This window comes from Dysosmobacter sp. Phy (assembly GCF_054476235.1).
In genome coordinates, this window is sequence record NZ_CM136997.1 from 1,209,548 (window position 1) to 1,230,103 (window position 20,556).

Sequence of the window (20,556 nt, forward strand, 5' to 3'; positions counted from 1 at the left end):
GGAAAGGAGACGAGGCCGGTGAGAACGAGCAGACGGAAAACGGCGGCGCGGCTGCGCCGCCAGTTCGGCACGGTGCCGGAGGTGAACTACTTCCCCGGGGATATGGGCCACATCCGGTCCTACTTCGACTTCCGCCGGGACACCGGCCGGGACGGCTTTTTGCTGGATGAGATCACCTGGAACGACCTGGAGGGGGACGAGGTGTTCCGCCGCATCAACCCCGGGCTCACCACCTCCGGGGAGCAGTATCTCTACTACATGCTCCGCAGCCCCGCCCGGGACGAGGGCACCTGGACCGGCCGCCGGGCCCTGATCGGCCTCATGGGCCGGGACGGGGAGCTGCGGGTGAAATTACAGGTGATCCTCTCCCGCCTGGGCCGGGCCCGGCGGGCGGACCTGTGCGGCGCCTTTTACCCGTCGGAGCGGGGACCGGGGTGGCTGCTGGTGTATCTGGCGATGGTGATCGCGGTGATCGCCGCGGCCTGCGCCCTGCCCTTCGGAAAGGGCCAGGCGGCCATGGCGCTGATTTTGCTGCTCTCCGCCAACGCCGGGCTCCACGAATTCCGCCTGCGGCGCATCCAGCGGGACTTTGCCACGGTCAACTACACCGTGGGCATGGTCCAGACTTTGGAGCGCATCCGAAAGCTGCGGCGGCCGGAGCTGGACCGGTGGCTGGGCGGCAGCTACGCGGCTCTGGATGAGCTGCGGTCCGTGCTGCGGGTGGGGGCTCTGCCCGCCATGACCGACAATGGCGGCGCCGGGGACCTGCTGACCACGCTGCTGCTGCTGGACCTCATCGCCTACGAGTTTTTGAAGAACAAGCTGGGCCGCTGCCACGAGGCGGTCTTTTCGGTCCACGAGGCCCTGGGCAAGCTGGACGCCGCCATCGCCGCCGCCTCCTGGCGGGAGAGCCTCCCCCGGTGGACGGAGCCGGAGCTGGACTTCTCCGGCGGCCGCGCCCATCTGGAGGCGGAGGGAATGATCCATCCCCTGCTGGAGGAGGCCGTGCCCAACGATTTTGCCGCCGGGGGGCCCCTGCTCATCACCGGGTCCAACGCCTCCGGCAAATCCACCTACCTCAAGGCCGTGGCCTGGAACGCGGTCCTGGCCCAGAGCCTTTGCACCTGCCCGGCGGAGCGGTACGCCGCCTCCGCCTTCCGGATCTACACCTCCATGGCATTGCAGGACGACCTGCGCGCCGGGGAGAGCTACTATATCGTGGAGACCCGGTCCCTAAAGCGCATCCTGGATGCGGCGGCGGAAGAGGGGGCGGTCCTCTGCGCCGTGGACGAAGTGCTGCGGGGCACCAACACCGTGGAGCGGATTGCCGCCGCCAGCGCCGTGCTGGAGACCCTGGCGGACCGGGGCGCGCTGTGCCTGGCCGCCACCCACGACGGCGAGCTGGGCCCCCTGCTCGCCGGACGCTACGCCGAGGGCCACTTCACCGAGCAGCTGGAGGGGGACGCCATCTTCTTCGACTACCGGCTCCGCCCCGGCCCCGCCGTCACCCGCAACGCCATCGAGCTGCTGCGGATCATGGGGGTGGAGGCGGACGTGGTGGACCGTGCCCGCCGCCGGGCCGGGCGGTATCTGGACACGGGCCGGTGGTCGTAACCGGGGGAAATCAAAAAACAGGGGAAAAACGGAAATTTTTCTTGACAATTTTCTCCCTTGCTGTATAATAATAAGGCTCGCAGTCTGCGGGCTATCCTTGCTCTCATCTGAGAATGAGGGCCATTTGTCCAAAAGGAGGTGCAAACATGGCAAAGGTTTCTGCCAATTATGAGGTCGTGTATATCATCGACCCTGCACAGGGTGAGGAGGGCATCGCCGCTCTGGTGGCGAAGTTCCGTACCCTGGCCGAGCAGCACGCTTCCGCCGTTGAGGTGGAGGAGTGGGGCAGCCGCAAGCTGGCTTATCCCATCAACTTCAAGTCCGAGGGTTACTACGTGCTCATGAGCTTCACCAGCGAGCCTTCCTTCCCCAAGGAGCTGGATCGTGTTCTGGGCATTACCGACGGCATCATGCGGTCCCTGATCGTCTGCAAGGGCGAGTAAGGAGGCCGGGCTCATGCTCAACAGAATCATCCTCATGGGTCGCCTGACCCGTGACCCCGAGCTGCGCCGCACCGGAAGCGGCACCCCCGTCACGTCCTTCTCCCTGGCCGTGGACCGGGACTTCAAGTCCCAGAGCGGCGAGAAGGAGACCGACTTCATCGACGTGGTGGCCTGGCGCAGCACCGCGGAGTTTGTCAGCAAGTACTTCACCAAGGGCCGCATGGCCGTGGTGGAGGGCCGGCTGCAGATCCGCGACTGGACGGACCGGGACGGCGGAAAGCGCAGAAGCGCCGAAGTCGTGGCCGACAACGTCTATTTCGGTGATTCCAAGCGGGACGGCGGCAGCGATTTCGGCGCGCCCCCCGCGTACGGAGCCCCCGCTTCCTACGGAGCGCCCGCCGCTGGCCGCGGCGCCGCCCCCGCCGGAGGCATGTCCGACTTCGCCGAGATCGGCGAGGAGGACGGCGAGCTGCCGTTTTGATTTTCTGTGCCGTCTGCCGGCACTTTTCCTCAGCCCCGCCTTTACGGGAAGCTGATCACACTTTGATAAAGGAGGAACCCTCACATGGCCATTGATCGTGAAGCCAGACCCGCGCGCCCTGCCCGCGGCAAGCGCCGTAAGGTTTGCCAGTTCTGCGCGGACAAGTGCGAGTATATCGATTACAAGGACGCCGCCAAGCTGCGCCGTTTCGTGTCCGAGCGGTCCAAGATCCTGCCCCGCCGGACCACCGGTACCTGCGCCATGCATCAGCGCCAGCTGACCGAGGCCATCAAGCGCGCCCGTCAGATCGCTCTGCTGCCCTACGTGACCGAGTAAATCACTTAAAAAATCCCGTCCCGCTTTTGGGACGGGATTTTTATTTCGTCTGAAAAGGCCCATGGCCTTTTCAGACGAGAGATTTCATGGCAAAGCGGACTCGATTTCCCCGGAAATGACGGGATCAAAAAGATTCCGCCGCCTGTGGGCGGCGGAAAAGAGGCTTCGGGCGGCGGAACTCCGTGAGACACCGCTTCCCGCAAGGGGAACGGGATGAGGCGCGGGAGACGAAAGGCGCCCTGCCGGACCGCTCCCCTGCCCGCGGCGCGTGTCAGCCCCGGCCCGTCGGGCCGGGGCTGACGCCCTCACTTCCCCAGCTCGATCAGAAGCTGGGCCATCTGCCGGGCGAAGAGGCGGCCCGCCAGGGCGGCCTCCTCCGGGGAGTTGCCGGCGGCGCCCACCTCCAGCAGCAGCGACCCGGTGGTGGCGTGCTGGTTGTACCGGGAGTTGCGCAGCAGCATGGGCCGCATCAGCGTGGGATACTGTTCCAGCACCCGGCTCTGGAGGGCTACTCCCAGCTTCAGATTCTCGATCCAGTCCGGGTGGGCAAGGCCGCTGCCGTCGCTGCCCATGACCAATGTCAGCTGGGCGGCGGTGCCCTCCCCCTCCACGGTGGAGACCACCTTGTACTGGTTGCCCTGGCTGTCGGCGATGGCGTCCCGGTGGATGTCCAGGATAAAGCGGATGGAGGGGTACTGGGCCAGGTAGCTCTCGATGGCCGCCAGGGACCGGTCGTAGGCCCCGGAGTAGGAGGGGTAGTCGTACAGGGTCCGGTCGTGGAGCACGGAGATCCCCGCCGCGGTGAATTCCTCCGCCATCTCGTCCCCCACCTTCACCACGTTGTAGCGGGTGTCGGTGGTCCGGTGGTCCCCGGACCAGACCACCTCCGTGTCCCCGGCGGGAGTGTAGGACTCGCTGCCGTGGCTGTGGAGGATCAGGATCTGGGGCGAGCCGTCCACCAGCCGGGCGTCAAAGGGCTCTGTCAGCTCCGACACGGTCAGGGCGTGGTCCGTACTGTTGCTGATGTACACGGAGCCGCAGACCGTGTAGCCGCTGGGGTCCGTGGGGACCAATGTCCGGGCGGCCACGCCGTTGTCGGCGGCCTCCGGGGCCTCCAGGGGCGTCTCCGTCACCGGCTCGGTGACGATCTCCTCTGTCTCCCCCTCCGCCTCCGGCTGTTCGGCCCGGTCCGAGGACCACAGCTCCGCCACCGCCGGCCGGGCCGACAGCAGCAGGGGCGACTCCCCGATGGCCAGGGCCGCGGCGGCGGAGAGCTGGTCGGCCTGCCACAGGTCCCCCAGCTCCCAGTGGAGGATGCCCTGGGGCGCGGAGGTCCGCAGGGCCGTCCAGGCCTCTGAAAAGGTATCGCTGCCGGCGGTGACCGCCGCTGCCCACAGCGTTCCCGCCGCCAGGCACACCGCTCCGCCCCGCCGCAGGGCGCCGGAGAAAAAAGCCCGTCGCTTCATTTGTCTCACCTCTGGGACAACCTTATGCGCCGCCGGGGCAAAGTAGACCGGAAAAAACGGGAGCGCCGCAGGCGCTCCCGTTTGGGACAAGATGGGATTTACAGCTGCTCGATCCGGGCCAGAGCGGCGAAGTCGGCGGGGGTGAGGCTGGCGGCGGCATCCATCAGGGCGGCGCGGAAGGTGCCGGGGCCCCTTCCCGCGGCGGCCTCTTCCGCCCGGCGGGAACAGACCTTCCAGAAGGCGGAGGCCAGCACGGCGGCCTTGGCGGGGTCCGGCTCCACAGCGGCGAACACGCCGCACAGCACCGAGAGCATACAGCCCGTGCCGGTGACAAAGGCCATGAGATCGCTGCCGCCGGGCAGGCACCAGGCGGCGGTGCCGTCGGTGACGATGTCCTCCGGCCCGCTCAGCAGCACCGCCGTGTGGCGGCGGAGGGCCAGGGCTTTCGCCGCGGCCAGGCGGGCGTCCCGGCTGGCGGGATCGGGGCTGTCCACCCCCTGCTCCCGGCCGCTCTCCCCGGCCAGGGCCCGGGCCTCCCCCAGGTTCACCCGGAGGATGGAGGGCGTGGCGAGGTGCAGCAGCTCCCGGACCCGCCGCAGGCGCCAGGGGGAGGCCCCCACGCCCACCGGGTCCAGCACCATCGGCTGGGAAGCGGCGCCTGCCGCCTTGGCGCACAGGGCGCAGATCTCGAAGCGGATCTCATCCGGCGTGCCGGTGTTGAGCACCGTGGCGTCGGAGATGGCGGTGATGTCCGCCATCTCCTCCGGCGCGTGGGCCATCATGGGGCTGGCCCCCACCGCCAGGGCAAGGTTGGCGCAGTCGCCCGCGGTGACGATGTTGCTGACGCAGTGGATGAGGGGACGGCGCTGCCGGACCTCCTCCAGCCGGGTGAAATCGATCATGGATACACGCTCCTTGGGAGAGAATGCCTCAGCGGCTCAGGGTGGCCTGCATGGAGTGCAGGGCGCCGCTCTTCTTCAGGGCGGTCACCAGCACGCCGGCGATGATGGACCCGCCCACGGTGGACACCAGGAAGGGCACCACATAGGCGGTGTAGCCGATGGAGCCGGCCACCACGCCCATGAAGGCGATGGCGATGGGGTAGGACAGCAGGCCGCCGATGATGCCGGTGCCGAACACCTCGGCGCACAGGGTGCCCAGCAGGTTCTTGGACTTCCAGTACACCAGGCCGCACAGCAGCGCGCCGCACATGCTGCCCGGGAAGGCCAGCAGGGACCCCAGGCCCAGAAGGTTGCGCAGGAGGCTGGCCACGAAGGCCACGGCCACGCCGTACCAGGGACCCAGGAACACGGCGCACAGGACGTTCACCATGTGCTGCACCGGGGCGCACTTGCTGGAAAAGACGGGGAAGGAGAACAGGCTCCCCACGACGGCCACGGCGCACAGCACGCCGGCCAGGGCCAGCTTCTTGGTGGAAATGCTTCTCATGACAAAAAACTCCTTTGATGAAAGAATGGCAGGGAGAAAACGGCGATCCAAGGCAGCGTCTCCTCCTTGCAGGGCAAGGCACAGGCGGATACACCTCCGCCTGCGGAGAAATGCGGTCGAGGCTCACTGGCCTCCTCTCACGCCGGAACACGGCTTCCCATCGCTGCTTGGCCGGCCCGGACCCAGGGCGCTCCCCCTCGGCCCGCTCCCGGATGGCCCGGGGCGCCGGAAAACGGTTTTCTCTCCACGCTCCTTTCTCAAAAGAGTGGAAAAACGGCGGGGGACCCACCTGGGCCGCCCGCCGCGTCAGCTCGGATGATGACTTCCTACGGTGGCATTACCCACATCAGGTGGAGGGTCGAAGCGGTCGCTTCCTCTCAGCCGAATGGCTCCCCTGTGTTTTTACGAGGCCTATTATGGCACCGCCAACCGGGCTTGTCAAGGGCGGCGGCAAAAAGAGCGTGAAAAAATCCACGGACTGCCCTTGCAATGTGGAAAAAAGAGGCGTATATTAAACAATAAGTAAACAAAGGGGAGTCCGTATCGCCGGGCTGAGAGGGGACCGCCAAGGTCCCGACCTGACCTGATTTGGATCATGCCAACGTAGGGAAATCATGGGGCGTATCGCCGCGGACGACCGATTTTGGTGTGTCCGCGGTTTTTTGCGTCATAAGGAGGAGCCATATGAAACTCAACGGAAGCCAGCTGCGGCTGTATGCCGTCACCGACCGGGCCTGGGCGGCGGACGAGGACGCCCTCATGGACCAGATCGCCGCCGCCATCGACGGCGGCGCGGGCATCGTGCAGCTGCGGGAAAAGCACCTGGACCACGACGCCTTTTTGAAGGAGGCGAAGCGCTTTGTGGCGCTGTGCCGGGAGAAGGGCGCCGTCAGCATCATCAACGACGATGTGGACATCGCCCTGGCGGCGGACGCCGACGGCGTCCACGTGGGCCAGGAGGACCTGGCCGCCGGCCGGGCCCGGGAGGTCCTGGGGCCGGACAAGATCGTGGGCGTCTCCGCCCACAATGTGACCGAGGCCCTGGCGGCCCAGGCGGCGGGAGCCGACTATTTGGGCGTGGGCGCGGCCTTCGTCACCGGCACCAAGACCGACGCCAAGCCCATCACCCGGGAGACGATCCACGCTGTCACGGCGGCGGTGGAGATCCCGGCGGTGGCCATCGGCGGCATCACCCGGGAGAACCTGCCCCAGCTCTCCGGCTGCGGCCTTGCGGGCGTGGCGGTGGTCTCCGCCCTGTTCGCCCAGAGCGATGTGAAGGCCGCGGCCAGGGAGCTGCTGGCCTTGTCCGAGGAGATGGCCCGGAACTGAAGTTGTCCCAACCCGGCGAAAGATCGCTTTCGCCGGAGAAGGAGGAAATTTCCCGTCCGGCGGAGCGTTCCGCGGCCGAGGGAAGGGAAATTTCCGACGCGCGGTACATTGGGGGCACCACCTTGTATCGCCTTATAAAACTGTGCTGTTGAAAAGAAAGGAGAAACGAATATGAAAACAGCATTGACCATTGCTGGAAGCGATTCCAGCGGAGGCGCCGGGATCCAGGCAGACATCAAGACCATGACGGCCAACGGCGTATACGCCATGAGCGCCGTCACGGCCCTCACTGCCCAGAATACCACCGGCGTCACAGACATCCTGGAGGCCACCCCGGCCTTCCTGGCGGCGGAGCTGGACGCGGTGTTCACCGACATCTATCCCGACGCCGTGAAGATCGGCATGGTCTCCTCCTCCGCCCTGATCGAGGTCATCGCCGACAAGCTCCGCCAGTACGGCGCGGAGCGGATCGTGGTGGACCCGGTGATGGTGGCCACCTCCGGCGCCCGGCTGATCTCCGAGACGGCGGTGGAGACGCTGAAGGAGCGGCTGCTGCCTCTGGCCACGGTCCTGACCCCCAACATTCCGGAGGCGGAGCTGCTCTCCGGCATGACCATCACCGGCCCCGAGGGGATGGAGGCCGCCGCCCGGGCCATCAGCGAGCGCTACGGCTGCGCCGTGCTGTGTAAGGGCGGCCACCAGATCAACGACGCCGACGACCTGCTCTGGCGAAAGGCAAGCGGCAAGTGGTTCCGGGGCCGCCGGATCGACAACCCCAACACCCACGGCACCGGCTGCACCCTCTCCAGCGCCATCGCCTCCAACCTTGCCAAGGGCCATGACCTGGACACCTCCGTGGAGCGGGCCAAGGAGTACATCTCCGGCGCCCTGAGCGCCCAGCTGGACCTGGGCAGGGGCGCGGGGCCCATGAACCACATGTTTGACCTGAAAGGGGCGTTCGTGGAATGACCGCCCTTGTCATCACCGCGGTGTTCGCCGTGGTCTATCTGGCGGTGACGGTGTGGCTGTGCCGGGGGCTGCGGCTGAACGCCCGGGCGCTGTGCCTGGGGGGCGTGCTCTGCGCTCTGACGCTGGTGCTGGCTACCATCCGCATCCCCCTGCCCACCGGGTCCAACATCACCTGTGGGTCCTGGATCCCCCTGATGCTGGCGGCGCTGGTGTACGACTACCGCCTGTCCATGGTGACGGGCTGGGTGTGCGGCATCCTGGCTATGATCCTTATTCCGGGCTGGGAGGCGGTCCACTGGGCCCAGATCTTCGTGCAGCAGCTGGTGTGCTTTTCCTGCCTGGGCTACGCCGGGGTCTTCGGCGGGGACAAGCGGTGGAAGGCCGTGTGCGGCATGGCGCTGGCCGTGGCGATCCGCTGCGCGGGCCATGTGCTCAGCGGCGTGATCTTCTACTCCCAGAACGCCTGGGACGGCTGGGGTGCCTGGGGATACAGCCTGGTGTACAACTCCCCCCGCCTGGTGGAGGGCATTTTGAGCATCGTGATCGTATCGGTCCTGCCGCTGCGGGTGCTGCGGCGGACCATGCTGAGAGAAGGAGGTGCGGCATGAGCACTGTGGAACGGCTGCTGAAGGCCACGGAGGACATCTGGGCGGGGTATCACGACAAGCCCTTCGTCCGGGGACTGGGTGACGGCACCCTGGACGTGAAGAAGTTCCGCCGCTACATCATCCAGGACTACTGGTATCTCATGGACTACACCAAGGTCTTTGCCGTGGGCGTGGCCAAGAGCCACAGCGTGGAGGTCATGAAGCTCTTCGCCAAGTACATCCAGGCCATCCTGGACGGCGAGGTCAACGTCCACAACGGCTACATGGCCGATTTCGGCATCACTCAGGAGGAACTGGACCGGACACCCATCGCCCAGGACAACCGCTCCTATACCGCTTATATGCTCAGCGTGGCCTACAAGGGCGGCGAGGCCGAGGTGCTCACCGCCATCTTCTCCTGCGCGTACAGCTACGAGGTCATCGCCCGCAAAATCGTGGCCGAGCGGCCCGACGCCCCCAATCACCCCCTGTACGGCCGGTGGGTCCGGGGCTACATCACCGAGCGCTACACCGGCAACAACGTGATCCTGAAGGACATGCTGGAGCGGCTGACGGCGGACTACACCGAAGCCCAGCTCCGCCGTCTGGAGGAGATCTTCACCGCCTGTTCCCGGTACGAGGCATCCTTCTGGGACATGGCCTGGGAGGAGCGGGACTGAGCGGCCCGCGGAGAAAGGAGCGGATATGAAAAAGACCTCGACCTTTCAAAACGCACTTATCTGGTTCGGCGCCGGCGTCTCCCTGGCGGAGATCCTGACCGGCACCTATTTCGCCCCCCTGGGCATGACCAGGGGCCTGGCCGCCGTGGTGGTCGGCCATGTGATCGGCTGCGCCATGATGCTGCTGGCGGGCCTCATCGGCGGCCGCACCGGCCGCAGCGCCATGGAGACGGTGAAGATGTCCTTCGGTCAGAAGGGCGGACTGCTCTTCGCCTTTTTGAACGTGCTGCAGCTGGTGGGCTGGACCGCCATCATGATCTACGACGGGGCCCTGGCCATCGGCGGCATCTTCAACGTGGGCCGCTGGGTCTGGTGCCTGGTGATCGGCGGGCTCATCGTGGTGTGGATCCTGGTGGGCGTCACCAACCTGGGACTTCTCAACAAGATCGCCATGGCGGCGCTGTTCGTGCTGACGGTGGTGCTGTGCAGGGTGATCTTCTTCTCCGGCGCGCCGGCGGGCGGCGATCTGGGGGAGGCCATGACCTTCGGCGCCGCGGTGGAGCTGGCGGTGGCCATGCCCCTGAGCTGGCTGCCGCTGATCTCCGACTACACCCGGGAGGCGGAAAAGCCCGTTCGGGCCACCGTAGCCAGCGTGGTGGTGTACGGCCTGGTGTCCTGCTGGATGTACGTCATCGGCATGGGCGCCGCCATCTACACCGGCGAGTACGACATCGCCGCCATCATGGTGAAGGCAGGCCTTGGTATCGCGGCTTTGGTGATTCTGATTCTCTCCACCGTGACCACCACCTTCCTGGACGCCTGGTCCGCCGGCATCTCCGCCGAGTCCCTGTCCAAAAAGCTCAGCGGCAAGTGGACTGCCGTGGCGGTGACGGTGATCGGCGTGGCGGGGGCCATCCTCTTCCCCATGGACGACATCACCGATTTTCTCTATCTGATCGGCTCCGTGTTCGCTCCTATGATCGCCATTCAGATCGCCGACACCTTCCTTCTGCGGCAGGATCACTTCCGGCAGGATGCGGACGGGTGGAACCTGGGCATCTGGCTGGTGGGCTTTGCCGCCTATCGCCTGCTGATGCGGGCGGACATCCTCCTGGGCTATACCCTGGCGGACATGGTGCTGACGGTGGCGCTGTGTCTGGGGGTCCACGCCCTGCGCCGGACCCGGTCGGCTGTATGACCTTTATAAAGGGGAGCAGACAACGCCTTGGCGATGTCTGCTCCCCTTTTTGTCTGTTTTTTACAGAAAATGAAAAAAGCATTTGGAAAAATTTCTGCGGGTGGTCCAAAAAAATTTGCAGACAACGATTTCGGGTTGACTTTTTTCTGCCGCTCCCGTATGGTAAATATCACAAACACACGCCAACGAGAAAGGAGAAGGGATCATGCGTCAGGTTGCTACCGCTGCCCCCATGACCGCCGCAGCATTCGCTGGGGAGGCCTTCTCCTGCGCCCGTGCCAATGGCGCCTCCTGCGCCGCTCATACTGCCATCCTGCTGGACGCCATCATTATGGCGTCCATTATTGTTTTTCTGGGGATTTTGTCCATTTCTCTGCTGGGCCTGATTGGCCTGCTGCTGATTACCCTGGTAGTGCTGCTGGCGCTGCCCCGCCGTCCGAGAGACCGGCGTTCCCGTTTTCGCTGATACGTTCGTATACAGAGAAGGGGGCCCCGTCTTTCAGACGGAGCCCCCTTCTTTTTGTATAAAGCAAAGGAGAGAGAGGTCTGCATTATGGGTTTCATCAATTTCGTGTTGGCAATCAGCCCCATCGCATTCGTGCTGGTGGGCATCCTGGCGTTCAAAAAGCCCGCCATGAAGGTGGCGCCGCTGGCGCTGGTGTGGACGATGCTGCTGGCGTTCACGTATTTCAACATCAGCGGTCTGACCTTCCAGGAGAACGTCGTGGTCCTGGACGGCCTGCTGTGGAAGGGCATCAAGGAGGGCCTGAAGATTGTGGCCATGGTCTTTGGCGCCTTCGTCATCCTCAACACCCTCAAGCGCACCGGCGCCATTGAGGACGTGAAGAACACCGTGGCCCGGGTCAGCGGCCAGGACCGCCGGGTCCAGCTGATCGTGGTGGGCATGATGGTGCCCATCTTCCTGGAGGGCGCCGCCGGCGCCGGCGCCCCTGCCGCCATCGCCGCCCCCTTCCTGGTGGCTCTGGGCTTTGACCCCATCACCGCCATCGCCGTGGCCCTGCTGGGCGACGCCACTCCCTGCTCCTGGGGCGGCGCGGGATTGACCACCATCAACGGCGGCGCGGCCCTGGTGGAGGCCGGGATCTCCACCAACGCCCTCAACTCCGCCATGGTGGGCCGCATCCACATGTTCGGCGTGCTCATCATCCCCTTCCTGATGGTGGCGCTGGCCTTCGGCCGCAAGGGCTTCCGCAGCATCGTGCCCTATCTGTTCTACTCCGGCATCACCTCCGGCACCATCATGTTCCTCATCAGCAACTTCGTGGGTCCGGAGATCACCTCCATGGGCACCGGCCTTCTGTCCATCCTGCTGAGCGTGGTCTATGTGAAGTTCGTGCCCATCAAGACGCCCGAGGAGTACCGCTACCAGTTCCACAAGGACGTCCGGCAGCAGTACAGCGCCTTCCGCGCCATGTCCCCCTACATCTACATGCTCATCATGCTGCCGGCGGTCCGCTATCTGGTCCCCATGTTCGTGGAAAACGGCTTCGCCCTGCTGTGCACCTTCGGCTACATCGTCTGGGTGGACGTGGTCATCTTCATCTGCGCCATTCTGGGCGCCCTGACCCTGCGGGTCAAGAAGGATGAGCTCTTCGAGGTCTTCCGCATGACCGCACGCAATGTGATGCCCGTGCTGATCACCATGGGCAGCCTGCTGGTCCTGGCCTACATCATGCAGGCCGAGAGCACCGGCATGATGAGCCTCATCGCCGGCGACATCGCCGCCTTGGCCGGCACCTTCTATCCCGCCGCCGCCGTGCTGATCGGCTCTCTGGGCTCCTTCATCACCGGCACGGGCCTGGGCTCCAACATCATGTTCGCCGGTATGCACACCGAGGCCGCGGCGACCCTGGGCATGAACCCCATCACCGTGTTCGCCGGGCAGAACGCCGGCGCCTCCCTGGGCAACCTGATCTGCCCCAACAACACTGTGGCCGCCTGCGCCACCGTGGGCGAGGTGGGCAACGAGAACAAGGTCATGCGCAAGACCCTGGTGGCCTTCGCCGTGATCCTGGTGGAGTACATGGTGCTTGCCATGCTCTACACTCTGGTCCTGTTCCCCAATTTCGGCATGTGATCCCGTCTGGAGACGGACCTCTCTCCGCCGATGCGGTCCGCGGTCCATCCCGGGGCCGCGGGCCGCGGAGGCACCATCGGAGAGCCGCCTCCTCTGTCTGATAAACCAAAAAATTCAAGCGGCGCGGGGGACCGGACCGGTCCCCCGCCCAAACAGGAGGAAATGTGATATGAAAACGAGAAAAGTCGGCGTTGTGGGTCTGGGCCATGTGGGCGCCCACGTGGCGTACGCCCTGGCCGTCCAGGGCATCGCGGATGAGCTGGTGCTGGTGGATATGGACGCGAAGAAGGTGGCCAGCGAGTGCCAGGACCTGCGGGACGCCGCCGCGTACCTGCCCCACCGGGTCCATGTGGCCGTGGGCGACTTCGCGGACCTGGGCGACTGCGACGTCATCGTCAACTCCACCGGCAAGATCGACATTCTGCGGGCCAACCAGAACCGGGTGGACGAGATGGACTTCACCATCCGGGCCGTCCGGGGCTATGTGGACAAGATCAAGGCCAGCGGCTTTGACGGCGTCCTGGTGAACATCACCAACCCCTGCGACATCGTCACCCGGGAGCTGAGCCTGGGTCTGGGCCTGCCCAAGGGCCGGGTCTTCGGCACCGGCACGGGCCTGGACACCTCCCGCCTGCTCTCCGCCCTGGCCCGGCAGACCGGCATCGACCACAAGTCCATCACCGCCTATATGCTGGGCGAGCACGGCAACGACCAGTTTGCCCCCTGGTCCTGCGTCAGCTTCCGGGGCAAGCCCCTGGCCGACTGGGCCAAGACCGACGAGAAGTTCCGCTTTGACGGCGACGCCCTTCAGAAGGAGGCCATCGGCGGCGGCTGGGTCACCTTCTCCGGCAAGTTCTGCACCGAGTACGGCATCGCCACCACCGCCGCCCGGATGGTCAGCATCGTCCTCCACGACGAGAAGGCCATCATGCCCGCCAGCGCGGAGCTGTGCGGCGAGTACGGCGAGAGCGGACTGTTCGTGGGCGTGCCCTGCGTCATCGGCAAGAACGGCGTGGAGGAAGTGGTGGAGCTGCCCCTCACCCCCGAGGAGCAGGCCAAATTCCACGCCTGCTGCGACGGCGTCCGCAAGAATATGGAGCACCTCAAGGAGATCCCCTGAGCGTTTGCAAGGGTCTGAACGACACAGCGCCGCCCCGAAAGGGGCGGCGCTGTTGTGTTTTGAGGCGGGTCTGCGCGGTCTGCGCGGCGGGGTCAGTCCTCCGCAGCCCGGCGCAGCAGGGCGATCTCCCGGGCGTAGCCGGCAAGGTCGTTGGGGGTTTCCAGGCAGAAGGGCAGGTCCCGCAGGGCCGGATGCCGCACCACCCGCACCAGGGCCTCCAGGCCGATACAGCCTTCCCCGATACACGCGTGGCGGTCCTTGCGGCTGCCCAGGGGGTTCTTGCTGTCGTTGAGGTGGACGGCCCGGAGCCGGTCCAGGCCGAGAAGGCGGTCAAATTCCGCCAGCACGCCGTCAAAGTCGGCGGCGATGTCGTAGCCCGCGTCCCAGACGTGGCAGGTGTCCAGGCAGATCCCCACCTTCTCCCCCAGCTCCACCCGGTCCAAAATGGCGCGGAGCGATTCAAAGCTGCCGCCCACCTCGCTGCCCTTGCCGGACATGGTCTCCAGCAGCACGGTGGTGGTCTGGTCCGGCCGCAGCAGGACGTTGAGCCCCGCGGCGATCAGCGCCGTGCCGATCTCCTCCCCCTGGCCCACGTGGCTGCCGGGGTGGAAGTTATAGAGCTGCCCCGGCAGATGCTCCAGCCGCCGCAGGTCGTCGGCCATGGTCTCCAGGGCGAAGGCGCGGTTTTCCTCCCTGGCGCCGCAGAGGTTCAGGGTGTAAGGCGCATGGGCCACCACCGGGGCGAAACGGTGCTCCGCCATCAGCGCCGTCAGCGCCGCCGCGTCGGCCTCGTCCAGGTCCTTGGCCCGGCTGCCCCGGGGATTGCGGGTGAAAAACTGAAAGGTGTCGGCGCCCAGCTCCAGAGCCTGGCGGCCCATGGCGGCAAAGCCCTTGGAGCTGGAGAGGTGACAGCCGATGTGCATGAGGCAGGCCTCCCTTGGTGTTTTTTTCAGCATACCACAGGCGGCCGTCCCTGTCACCGGCAAATGCAACAGCCGGTCCGCCCCTGGGGGAGAACAGGCAGAAAAGCGGCGCAGCGCCGCTCAAGGGTGATGGGTGGGGTGCGCGGGGACGTCCTCCTCCTCGATAAACAGCTCTTCCGCCCGCCTCTGGGTCTCCATCAGGCTGACCTGCAGCCGCCGCAGGGATTCCTCCGCGTCGGTGATGGCGTTGAAGAGGAGCAAGTATTCTCTCGGAATATTCAGCATTTGGTATCCGTCCTTTCTGATACGGCACAAGATGTAGGAACTTTCCATATCATACACAAACGCTCGGAGAGATTCTGTCTGAATTTGTCGAGAAGCTCGACAATTTGAAAAAAATGGAGGGAGCGAGGGAAAAAACACGGGACGGAGGCGGATGGTGCCGCTCCGTCCCGAAAAAGGGGATCTGGTGCCGGAAAATCAGGGATTGCACTGTCCGCAGGGGGCATAGCCCTCGGCGATCAGGTCCTCCCGGCTGCCGGTGTAGCTCTGCCGGTTCTCCTCCTTGATGGAGGCGGCGCCGGTGCAGTCGGGGTCGTGGAACTTCATGGAGCTGGTGTTGAGGATGTAGGTCTCCTCCCCGGCTTCCGCGGCGCCGGAGTTGGCGTCGGACGCGCTGTCGGACGGGGCGGCGTCGGAGGTATTGGGCGCCTCCCCGGTGAGCCAGCTGTCCCCGGTGGCGTAGTCGATGGTGATGCCGGGCTGGCAGTTGTAGACGTAGACGTTGAAGCAAACGCCCTCGCCGCCGTCCTCCACGGACAGCGCCTCCATCTGGACGCCCCGGGCCACCAGCTCCGTCCCGGAAAAGACGGGCGTCACCCGGTAGAGCACGTGGTTGCCGGTGTCCTGTACGTAGTCCGCCACCTCATTTTCAAAGGGCAGCATCCCCTCCACGTTCATATAGCGGGTGCCGGTGATGAGATTTTCTTCGTTGGCGTTCTCCCCGGTCAGCTGGTAGCCGATCAGGTGGCAGCGGTTGTAGAGGTACTTGCCGTCCACAGAGTCGTATTTGACTGTCTGCCAGCCGGAGGGCTTCACCTGACCGATCTCCCCCCGCTCCTCCGTGGGCATCAGGTCGGTGCCCACATTGGCCTCCGCCGGGCCGCAGCGGCCCAGCAGGTCCAGGGGGCTGTATGTCTCGTAGGAGGCCGTGGGCAGGTCCTCCCGGTCAAAGGAGGGCTGGTTGTCCTCCAGGACCACGTAAGGCTCGCCGGAGAAGGCGGGCACGTCCTCCAGCGAGAAGGACTGGGCGGGCAGGAACAGGTCCCGCTGGGTGTAGGCGGTCAGGGCGGCGCAGCACAGCAGCGCCAGGGGCACCAGCTTTTTCAGCAGCTTTTTCAAGGGCGTCTCCTTTCTCACGGCAGAAAAAAACAGCGCCTGCTGTTGCAGGCGCTGTCGGTGGTGGACGATACAGGACTCGAATTCAAAGAGCAATCTGCTGAGTGCTGCTGCCCATTGATAAACTTCGATACTCTGTGTGTTCGACCAGTCATCCAAATGCTGCCTTTTACTGCCTTTTGATAAAAAGAAATTGATGCCTAAGGGAAAAATAAGGGAAAATTAAAACAGTTCACAGACGAATGAACCAGGAGAATCAGGTGAGGGAAAAGGGAGGTGATCCGCCTCTCTTTTCTTTTATTCAAAAGTCTTTAAAAAATCAGAAATTTCGTCCATGTATGCCTCTGCCTGTGTTTTTTTCTTTTCTGCTGTTGCTGCAACAGACTTTGGCTTTTCGTTGAACTCCGGATAGTATTTGTCCACAAATTCTTTCCGGACTTTTAAATGGCGAACCTTGTCCCCCTCATATTTGCGCATGGTGTCAAGAAACCATGCAGCTTTTTCCCGATCCTGCTTGCAGTAATGAAAAATATACTGCAAATCAATTTCTGCTTTTCGGGTAGGAACTTCACCTTTTAAAAAATCTGCATGTTTCCACTTGCTGCTTTTTTTCTTATCCATAAATCAGGCCACCTATTTGGTTTTTTTAATTATAATATGTTAATTTAAAAAAGTAAATAGAAATTAACTATGAAATAAACTATATTTCTCTCCTGCTAACAATGTGTTTGAGAATCTGAAACAGTTGTTTTCAACACCCAAAATGTAAATTCGCGGTTTTCAGGAAAACTATTGATTATTTAAAGGGGAAAATTTCGCCTGAACTTTGCCAGGTATCCTGATACCATATATCCCCAAGTGAAAATTTCCTATTATTTTGATCTACTGTTTTTTTGAATATGAAGGTTCAAGGCTGCTGGGTTTCCCGGCAGTCTTTTTTATATACACACTAATATTGAGAAAGGAGGTTCCTTATGGGTTATGTGCTTTTACTGCTGTTCTCAAATGTCTATCTATACAATCATGGACCGGAGCTGAACGCTTTGGATGTATCTCTCCTGACATCCCTTGTGCTGTTTCTCTTTCTCCTGATCTTCCCTTTTTCCGACCCCAAAGAAAAATAAACTGCAACAGAAAGGACGGTATGCGTCATGAGTATTCACGAACTGGATGTAAAGGTTCAGGAGCTGCGGGACCTTCGCAATATGGAGGCTGAGATCAAAGCTGAAATCACTGCCATAGAAGATGAAATCAAACGTGAAATGCTGACCTTGAACACGGACACGCTCCAAGGGAAAACCTGCAAAGTCACCTGGAAAACAGTCATTACCACCCGTTTTGACAGCGCCGCATTCAAATGCACGCATGCGGATTTGTTCGCACAGTACAGCAAAGCCACCACCAGCCGCAGATTCATTATTTCCTGAAAGGAGAAACGGAATATGAAGCAGCTTACCAGTTATAACCGCGCGGCAGGATATCTCAATAAGCTGTTTGACCTGCTGAACCAGCATTATTTTGAAAATGCACTTTCAAGACCGACCATCACCATCCAGAGCACCCCAAAGGCATACGGGCATTTCTCCATGCGGCCCGATACATGGGTCTCTGCTGTTGGATGCAGTCATGAAATCAACATCGGAGCAGGAACGCTTTCCAGACCTATTGAAGATATCTGTGCAACGCTGCTCCACGAAATGATACATCTCTACTGTTACGAGAATCAGATCAAGGACACCAGCCGAGGCAACACTTATCATAACAGACGGTTCAAAGCTGCTGCGGAAGCACATGGGCTGATTGTGGATTTACACCCCAAATACGGATGGACCATCACTGCTCCCAGCGACGATCTGCTGAACTTCATTCTGGAAAATGGGCTGACTGATATTCTCATTACCAGGAATGAGTTCCGTGGAATTTCTGTGGCGGGGACAGGAACACACAGTCCGGCAGGAACCGTCATCGTACCGCCCCGGACATCCGGCAGCAGGAAATATCTCTGCCCTTGCTGCGGTAATTCTGTACGGGCTACCAAGGAAGTTCATATCGCCTGTTTGGATTGCAAAGAGCCTATGATTGAAGCTTGAGATTCAACGAAATAAAGGGCATTTATAAGGCCCAGAAGCGTTTGACAGGTCGGGGAGTATCAGAGGACTTCCCTGCCCACAGAACGGTTCTGAGGCTTCTTTTTACAGAAAGGAGGGCATTCCATGGAGCTTCGAGGAATTCTTTTTGCAATGGAACTTCCGCTGCTGCTGTTTCTGTATGCCGTTTTACGCAGCAAATAAAATCAGGCTCCCCATACCCGAGCAAATACGAGTATGGGGAGCTTTTTCCCATTCGTTCTTAAAAGAGTAGAAATACGAACAGCAAAATCCAGCAGTTTCAGACATTTTCGGACTTTCAGGGAGAGCGTTCGTAATTTCAAAGCGGAAAGTTCGTATTTTTGAAGAATTTACCAGCAAAAAAGGAGTTGTTTTCCATGAACAAAAAGACAGTCGCTTTGACTACGGAGCAGTATCAGGAAATCATCCGTACCATGAAACAGGGTTTCTCCGGATGCAGACCCAACCTCAGAATCGCAACGGCGCTGATCCTGGAGGCAAATCTGGGACTACGCATCTCGGACATTGTGAAGCTGCGGCTCATGGACATTGTAAGGGACGGAGAACGATACCGGCTTTCCATCAAAGAGCAAAAGACCCAAAAGGCAAGGACCTTCACGGTTCCCCTTGCGCTCTATCAGTTTATTCGCTGCTACTGCATAGACTGCAGGATTTCCCCGGAGGAACCGATCTTCCCCATTACAGAGCGGGCGGTGCAGAAGCAATTAAAGCTGGTCTGTGATTACTTGGGCTACACAGGTATCAGCACCCACAGCTTCCGAAAATTCTATGCTACGGAGATCTACAAGAACAGCCACTACAATATTGCTCTGGTACAGCAGCTCTTGCAGCACAGTTCCGCCGCCGTGACGCAGAGATATATCGGCATCCAGCAGCAGGAGATCGAACAGGCCATTGAGGGGCATTTGTGCTTAGATGTGTGAAGCTTGTATAAAAATTATCAGGTTGTAAGCCTTTTCATAATTTTATCGGCATTGGCATAATAAAACCCCTCCCAATCGCCACTGCTTTTTGCATGTTTATATGGAATTACCGCTCTCAACTCATCTTCGTGTGACATCATATTCGCAAGTGAGAATAGCGCCCCTTCGTAATCATCGAAAGAAAAGTCAGTATATTCTTCTATCTCACTAAAATTTCCCATATAAGTGCAATCTTGAAATACAGCTATTTCTCGTACCATTCCACCATAACTGTTTGCTGCTCCATATGAAATATAAAAGAGCGCATCATATTCTAAGGGATCACCATCGTCTTCGCTTTCCCTCCCATCGTTCTGATCTGGACACGGATATACAAGAATATCATCATATAATGTAAAAGATTCGGGATCTTTAAGTGTTTCTATCAGCATTTGGCAATTTTCAAGGGATGCTTGCTCATATTGATTTAATCTAGTAGCTGAAATTGCAAATACAACTATTCCACTTGCAATTACTATTAGTCCGATGATAGTGAGCCACTTATATCTAAGGATATTAGCTTTCAATAAATCCATCTTCGATTTACGTAAGATATATCCACAATGCGGGCAAGAAGTTGCCTTTTCCGAAAGCTGGTTGCCACACTCAGGACAAGAAATTAAAGCCATAAATTTATCCCTCCAATATAATATCTATTGTTGTTGCTGCTTTTTTAATGACAAGCGTTCAGTTTTGCTGCATTCGAATGAAATTTAGACTGTCCAACAGGAGTATATAACATTTTGTTTTATAATGCAAGATAACAAAATGTTTTCCCTATACTTTTGCTATATCTTCCAGAAAGGAAAACGGCAAATGTATAGACGAATCCGGGATTTAAGGGAAGATGCTGATTTGTTGCAGAAAGATGTTGCGGCTATATTGAATTGCTCCCAAGTATGTTATTCCAATTATGAGACTGGAAAGAGAGATATCCCTACCGAAGTATTGGTAAAGTTATCTGAGATTTATGGTACGAGCATTGATTATCTCTTAGGAGTGACCGATGAAAGGACCCCTTATCCAAAAGCGGCAAAACGAAAATAGCTGAATTTTGAATGTGTATATTCAAAAATATAAAACTCCCTGAGCGATTTATCCAGTGATGGACGAATCACTCAGGGAGTCTTTTGATCTCCATTATAAGGTAATCCGGAGAATTATTCTACTTTGTAAAGGGATTTTAACCGGGTATGCAGTGTAACAGCAGATGAATATGAAATGAGGTGATAACGCTTTCCGGGTATAGGCTCACCAAATCCACAGAAGTCCGGCGAATCAAGTTCTTTTTTGAATTCAAAACCAGTTCTGCTCATCTGCGATTCCACATAAGAAATAACATTTTTTGTTACTTGGTATGCGAATTCTTTGTCC

25 protein-coding genes and 1 riboswitch are annotated in these 20,556 nt (G+C 60.6%); of the genes, 17 read left to right on the forward strand and 8 right to left on the reverse strand.

Annotated elements, in window-relative coordinates; all coding sequences use genetic code 11:
- Positions 1 to 18: 18 nt before the first annotated feature.
- From ACVDHE_RS05935 to rpsR, 4 genes are all read left to right on the forward strand, one after another.
- Complete coding sequence (locus ACVDHE_RS05935; protein ID WP_458885933.1) at positions 19 to 1,614, forward strand: MutS-related protein; 1,596 nt, start codon at positions 19 to 21, stop codon at positions 1,612 to 1,614.
- Positions 1,615 to 1,760: 146 nt separating this feature from the next.
- A complete protein-coding gene (gene rpsF, locus ACVDHE_RS05940) occupies positions 1,761 to 2,057 on the forward strand; it encodes a 30S ribosomal protein S6 (protein WP_213037267.1) in 297 nt (98 codons plus the stop codon).
- A 13-nt stretch (positions 2,058 to 2,070) separates the two neighbouring features.
- On the forward strand, positions 2,071 to 2,538 hold the full coding sequence (locus ACVDHE_RS05945) for a single-stranded DNA-binding protein (RefSeq protein ID WP_213037268.1): 468 nt from the start codon (positions 2,071 to 2,073) through the stop codon (positions 2,536 to 2,538).
- 84 nt (positions 2,539 to 2,622) lie between these two features.
- The gene (gene rpsR / locus ACVDHE_RS05950; protein WP_213037269.1) at positions 2,623 to 2,874 is read left to right on the forward strand and encodes a 30S ribosomal protein S18; all 252 of its coding nucleotides are present in this window, start codon (positions 2,623 to 2,625) and stop codon (positions 2,872 to 2,874) included.
- 305 nt (positions 2,875 to 3,179) lie between these two features.
- Here rpsR and spoIIP read toward each other — a convergent pair whose 3' ends face one another.
- From spoIIP to thiW, 3 genes are all read right to left on the reverse strand, one after another.
- Positions 3,180 to 4,340: a stage II sporulation protein P gene (gene spoIIP / locus ACVDHE_RS05955; RefSeq protein ID WP_458885935.1), complete on the reverse strand. Its 1,161-nt coding sequence runs from the start codon at positions 4,338 to 4,340 to the stop codon at positions 3,180 to 3,182.
- A gap of 98 nt (positions 4,341 to 4,438) precedes the next feature.
- Positions 4,439 to 5,242, reverse strand: coding sequence for a hydroxyethylthiazole kinase (gene thiM / locus ACVDHE_RS05960; protein ID WP_458885936.1), 804 nt, complete (start codon positions 5,240 to 5,242; stop codon positions 4,439 to 4,441).
- Between the two features lie 28 nt (positions 5,243 to 5,270).
- On the reverse strand, positions 5,271 to 5,789 hold the full coding sequence (gene thiW, locus ACVDHE_RS05965; protein ID WP_213037272.1) for an energy coupling factor transporter S component ThiW: 519 nt from the start codon (positions 5,787 to 5,789) through the stop codon (positions 5,271 to 5,273).
- A 306-nt stretch (positions 5,790 to 6,095) separates the two neighbouring features.
- Positions 6,096 to 6,195, reverse strand: a riboswitch (TPP riboswitch).
- A 278-nt stretch (positions 6,196 to 6,473) separates the two neighbouring features.
- Here thiW and thiE point away from each other — a divergent pair.
- The 8 genes from thiE to ACVDHE_RS06005 all read left to right on the forward strand — a co-directional run bounded on the left by thiE (position 6,474) and on the right by ACVDHE_RS06005 (position 13,770).
- Entirely contained in the window at positions 6,474 to 7,118 is a 645-nt protein-coding gene (gene thiE, locus ACVDHE_RS05970) for a thiamine phosphate synthase (protein WP_458885937.1), read from the forward strand.
- 171 nt (positions 7,119 to 7,289) lie between these two features.
- Complete coding sequence (gene thiD / locus ACVDHE_RS05975; RefSeq protein ID WP_458885938.1) at positions 7,290 to 8,087, forward strand: bifunctional hydroxymethylpyrimidine kinase/phosphomethylpyrimidine kinase; 798 nt, start codon at positions 7,290 to 7,292, stop codon at positions 8,085 to 8,087.
- Entirely contained in the window at positions 8,084 to 8,695 is a 612-nt protein-coding gene (locus ACVDHE_RS05980; protein ID WP_213037275.1) for an energy-coupled thiamine transporter ThiT, read from the forward strand. The genes thiD and ACVDHE_RS05980 overlap by 4 nt, the downstream gene beginning before the upstream one ends.
- Positions 8,692 to 9,354, forward strand: coding sequence for a thiaminase II (gene tenA / locus ACVDHE_RS05985; RefSeq protein WP_213037276.1), 663 nt, complete (start codon positions 8,692 to 8,694; stop codon positions 9,352 to 9,354). The genes ACVDHE_RS05980 and tenA overlap by 4 nt, the downstream gene beginning before the upstream one ends.
- A gap of 25 nt (positions 9,355 to 9,379) precedes the next feature.
- The gene (gene cytX, locus ACVDHE_RS05990) at positions 9,380 to 10,552 is read left to right on the forward strand and encodes a putative hydroxymethylpyrimidine transporter CytX (protein WP_418725106.1); all 1,173 of its coding nucleotides are present in this window, start codon (positions 9,380 to 9,382) and stop codon (positions 10,550 to 10,552) included.
- Positions 10,553 to 10,757: 205 nt separating this feature from the next.
- Positions 10,758 to 11,018, forward strand: coding sequence for a hypothetical protein (locus ACVDHE_RS05995; protein WP_458885939.1), 261 nt, complete (start codon positions 10,758 to 10,760; stop codon positions 11,016 to 11,018).
- Positions 11,019 to 11,105: 87 nt separating this feature from the next.
- Positions 11,106 to 12,650, forward strand: coding sequence for an L-lactate permease (locus ACVDHE_RS06000; RefSeq protein WP_458885940.1), 1,545 nt, complete (start codon positions 11,106 to 11,108; stop codon positions 12,648 to 12,650).
- Between the two features lie 169 nt (positions 12,651 to 12,819).
- Complete coding sequence (locus tag ACVDHE_RS06005; RefSeq protein ID WP_213037280.1) at positions 12,820 to 13,770, forward strand: L-lactate dehydrogenase; 951 nt, start codon at positions 12,820 to 12,822, stop codon at positions 13,768 to 13,770.
- Positions 13,771 to 13,862: 92 nt separating this feature from the next.
- Here the strand turns inward: ACVDHE_RS06005 and ACVDHE_RS06010 are convergent, their stop codons facing one another.
- The 4 genes from ACVDHE_RS06010 to ACVDHE_RS06025 form a co-directional block, all read right to left on the reverse strand.
- Entirely contained in the window at positions 13,863 to 14,693 is an 831-nt protein-coding gene (locus ACVDHE_RS06010; protein ID WP_458885941.1) for a deoxyribonuclease IV, read from the reverse strand.
- A gap of 120 nt (positions 14,694 to 14,813) precedes the next feature.
- Positions 14,814 to 14,978 (reverse strand): hypothetical protein, encoded by a 165-nt coding sequence (locus ACVDHE_RS06015; RefSeq protein WP_213037282.1) that lies wholly within the window; start codon positions 14,976 to 14,978, stop codon positions 14,814 to 14,816.
- Positions 14,979 to 15,173: 195 nt separating this feature from the next.
- Complete coding sequence (locus ACVDHE_RS06020; RefSeq protein ID WP_458885942.1) at positions 15,174 to 16,112, reverse strand: DNA/RNA non-specific endonuclease; 939 nt, start codon at positions 16,110 to 16,112, stop codon at positions 15,174 to 15,176.
- 276 nt (positions 16,113 to 16,388) lie between these two features.
- Positions 16,389 to 16,712 (reverse strand): hypothetical protein, encoded by a 324-nt coding sequence (locus ACVDHE_RS06025; RefSeq protein WP_458885943.1) that lies wholly within the window; start codon positions 16,710 to 16,712, stop codon positions 16,389 to 16,391.
- 353 nt (positions 16,713 to 17,065) lie between these two features.
- Between ACVDHE_RS06025 and ACVDHE_RS06030 the strand changes: the two genes are divergently transcribed.
- From ACVDHE_RS06030 to ACVDHE_RS06045, 4 genes are all read left to right on the forward strand, one after another.
- Positions 17,066 to 17,215, forward strand: coding sequence for a hypothetical protein (locus ACVDHE_RS06030; RefSeq protein ID WP_458885944.1), 150 nt, complete (start codon positions 17,066 to 17,068; stop codon positions 17,213 to 17,215).
- A gap of 27 nt (positions 17,216 to 17,242) precedes the next feature.
- Positions 17,243 to 17,518: a hypothetical protein gene (locus ACVDHE_RS06035; protein ID WP_458885945.1), complete on the forward strand. Its 276-nt coding sequence runs from the start codon at positions 17,243 to 17,245 to the stop codon at positions 17,516 to 17,518.
- Positions 17,519 to 17,533: 15 nt separating this feature from the next.
- A complete protein-coding gene (locus ACVDHE_RS06040) occupies positions 17,534 to 18,181 on the forward strand; it encodes a SprT-like domain-containing protein (RefSeq protein ID WP_458885946.1) in 648 nt (215 codons plus the stop codon).
- Between the two features lie 395 nt (positions 18,182 to 18,576).
- Positions 18,577 to 19,143, forward strand: coding sequence for a tyrosine-type recombinase/integrase (locus ACVDHE_RS06045; protein WP_458885947.1), 567 nt, complete (start codon positions 18,577 to 18,579; stop codon positions 19,141 to 19,143).
- A gap of 17 nt (positions 19,144 to 19,160) precedes the next feature.
- On the opposite strand, the gene ACVDHE_RS06050 is transcribed toward ACVDHE_RS06045, so the two are convergent.
- A complete protein-coding gene (locus ACVDHE_RS06050; protein WP_458885948.1) occupies positions 19,161 to 19,811 on the reverse strand; it encodes a zinc ribbon domain-containing protein in 651 nt (216 codons plus the stop codon).
- Between the two features lie 187 nt (positions 19,812 to 19,998).
- On the opposite strand from ACVDHE_RS06050, the gene ACVDHE_RS06055 reads away from it, so the two are divergent.
- Positions 19,999 to 20,229 carry a helix-turn-helix domain-containing protein gene (locus ACVDHE_RS06055; RefSeq protein ID WP_458885949.1) on the forward strand — a complete coding sequence of 77 codons (231 nt, stop codon included), beginning with the start codon at positions 19,999 to 20,001 and terminating at the stop codon, positions 20,227 to 20,229.
- The last annotated feature ends 327 nt before the right edge of the window (positions 20,230 to 20,556 follow it).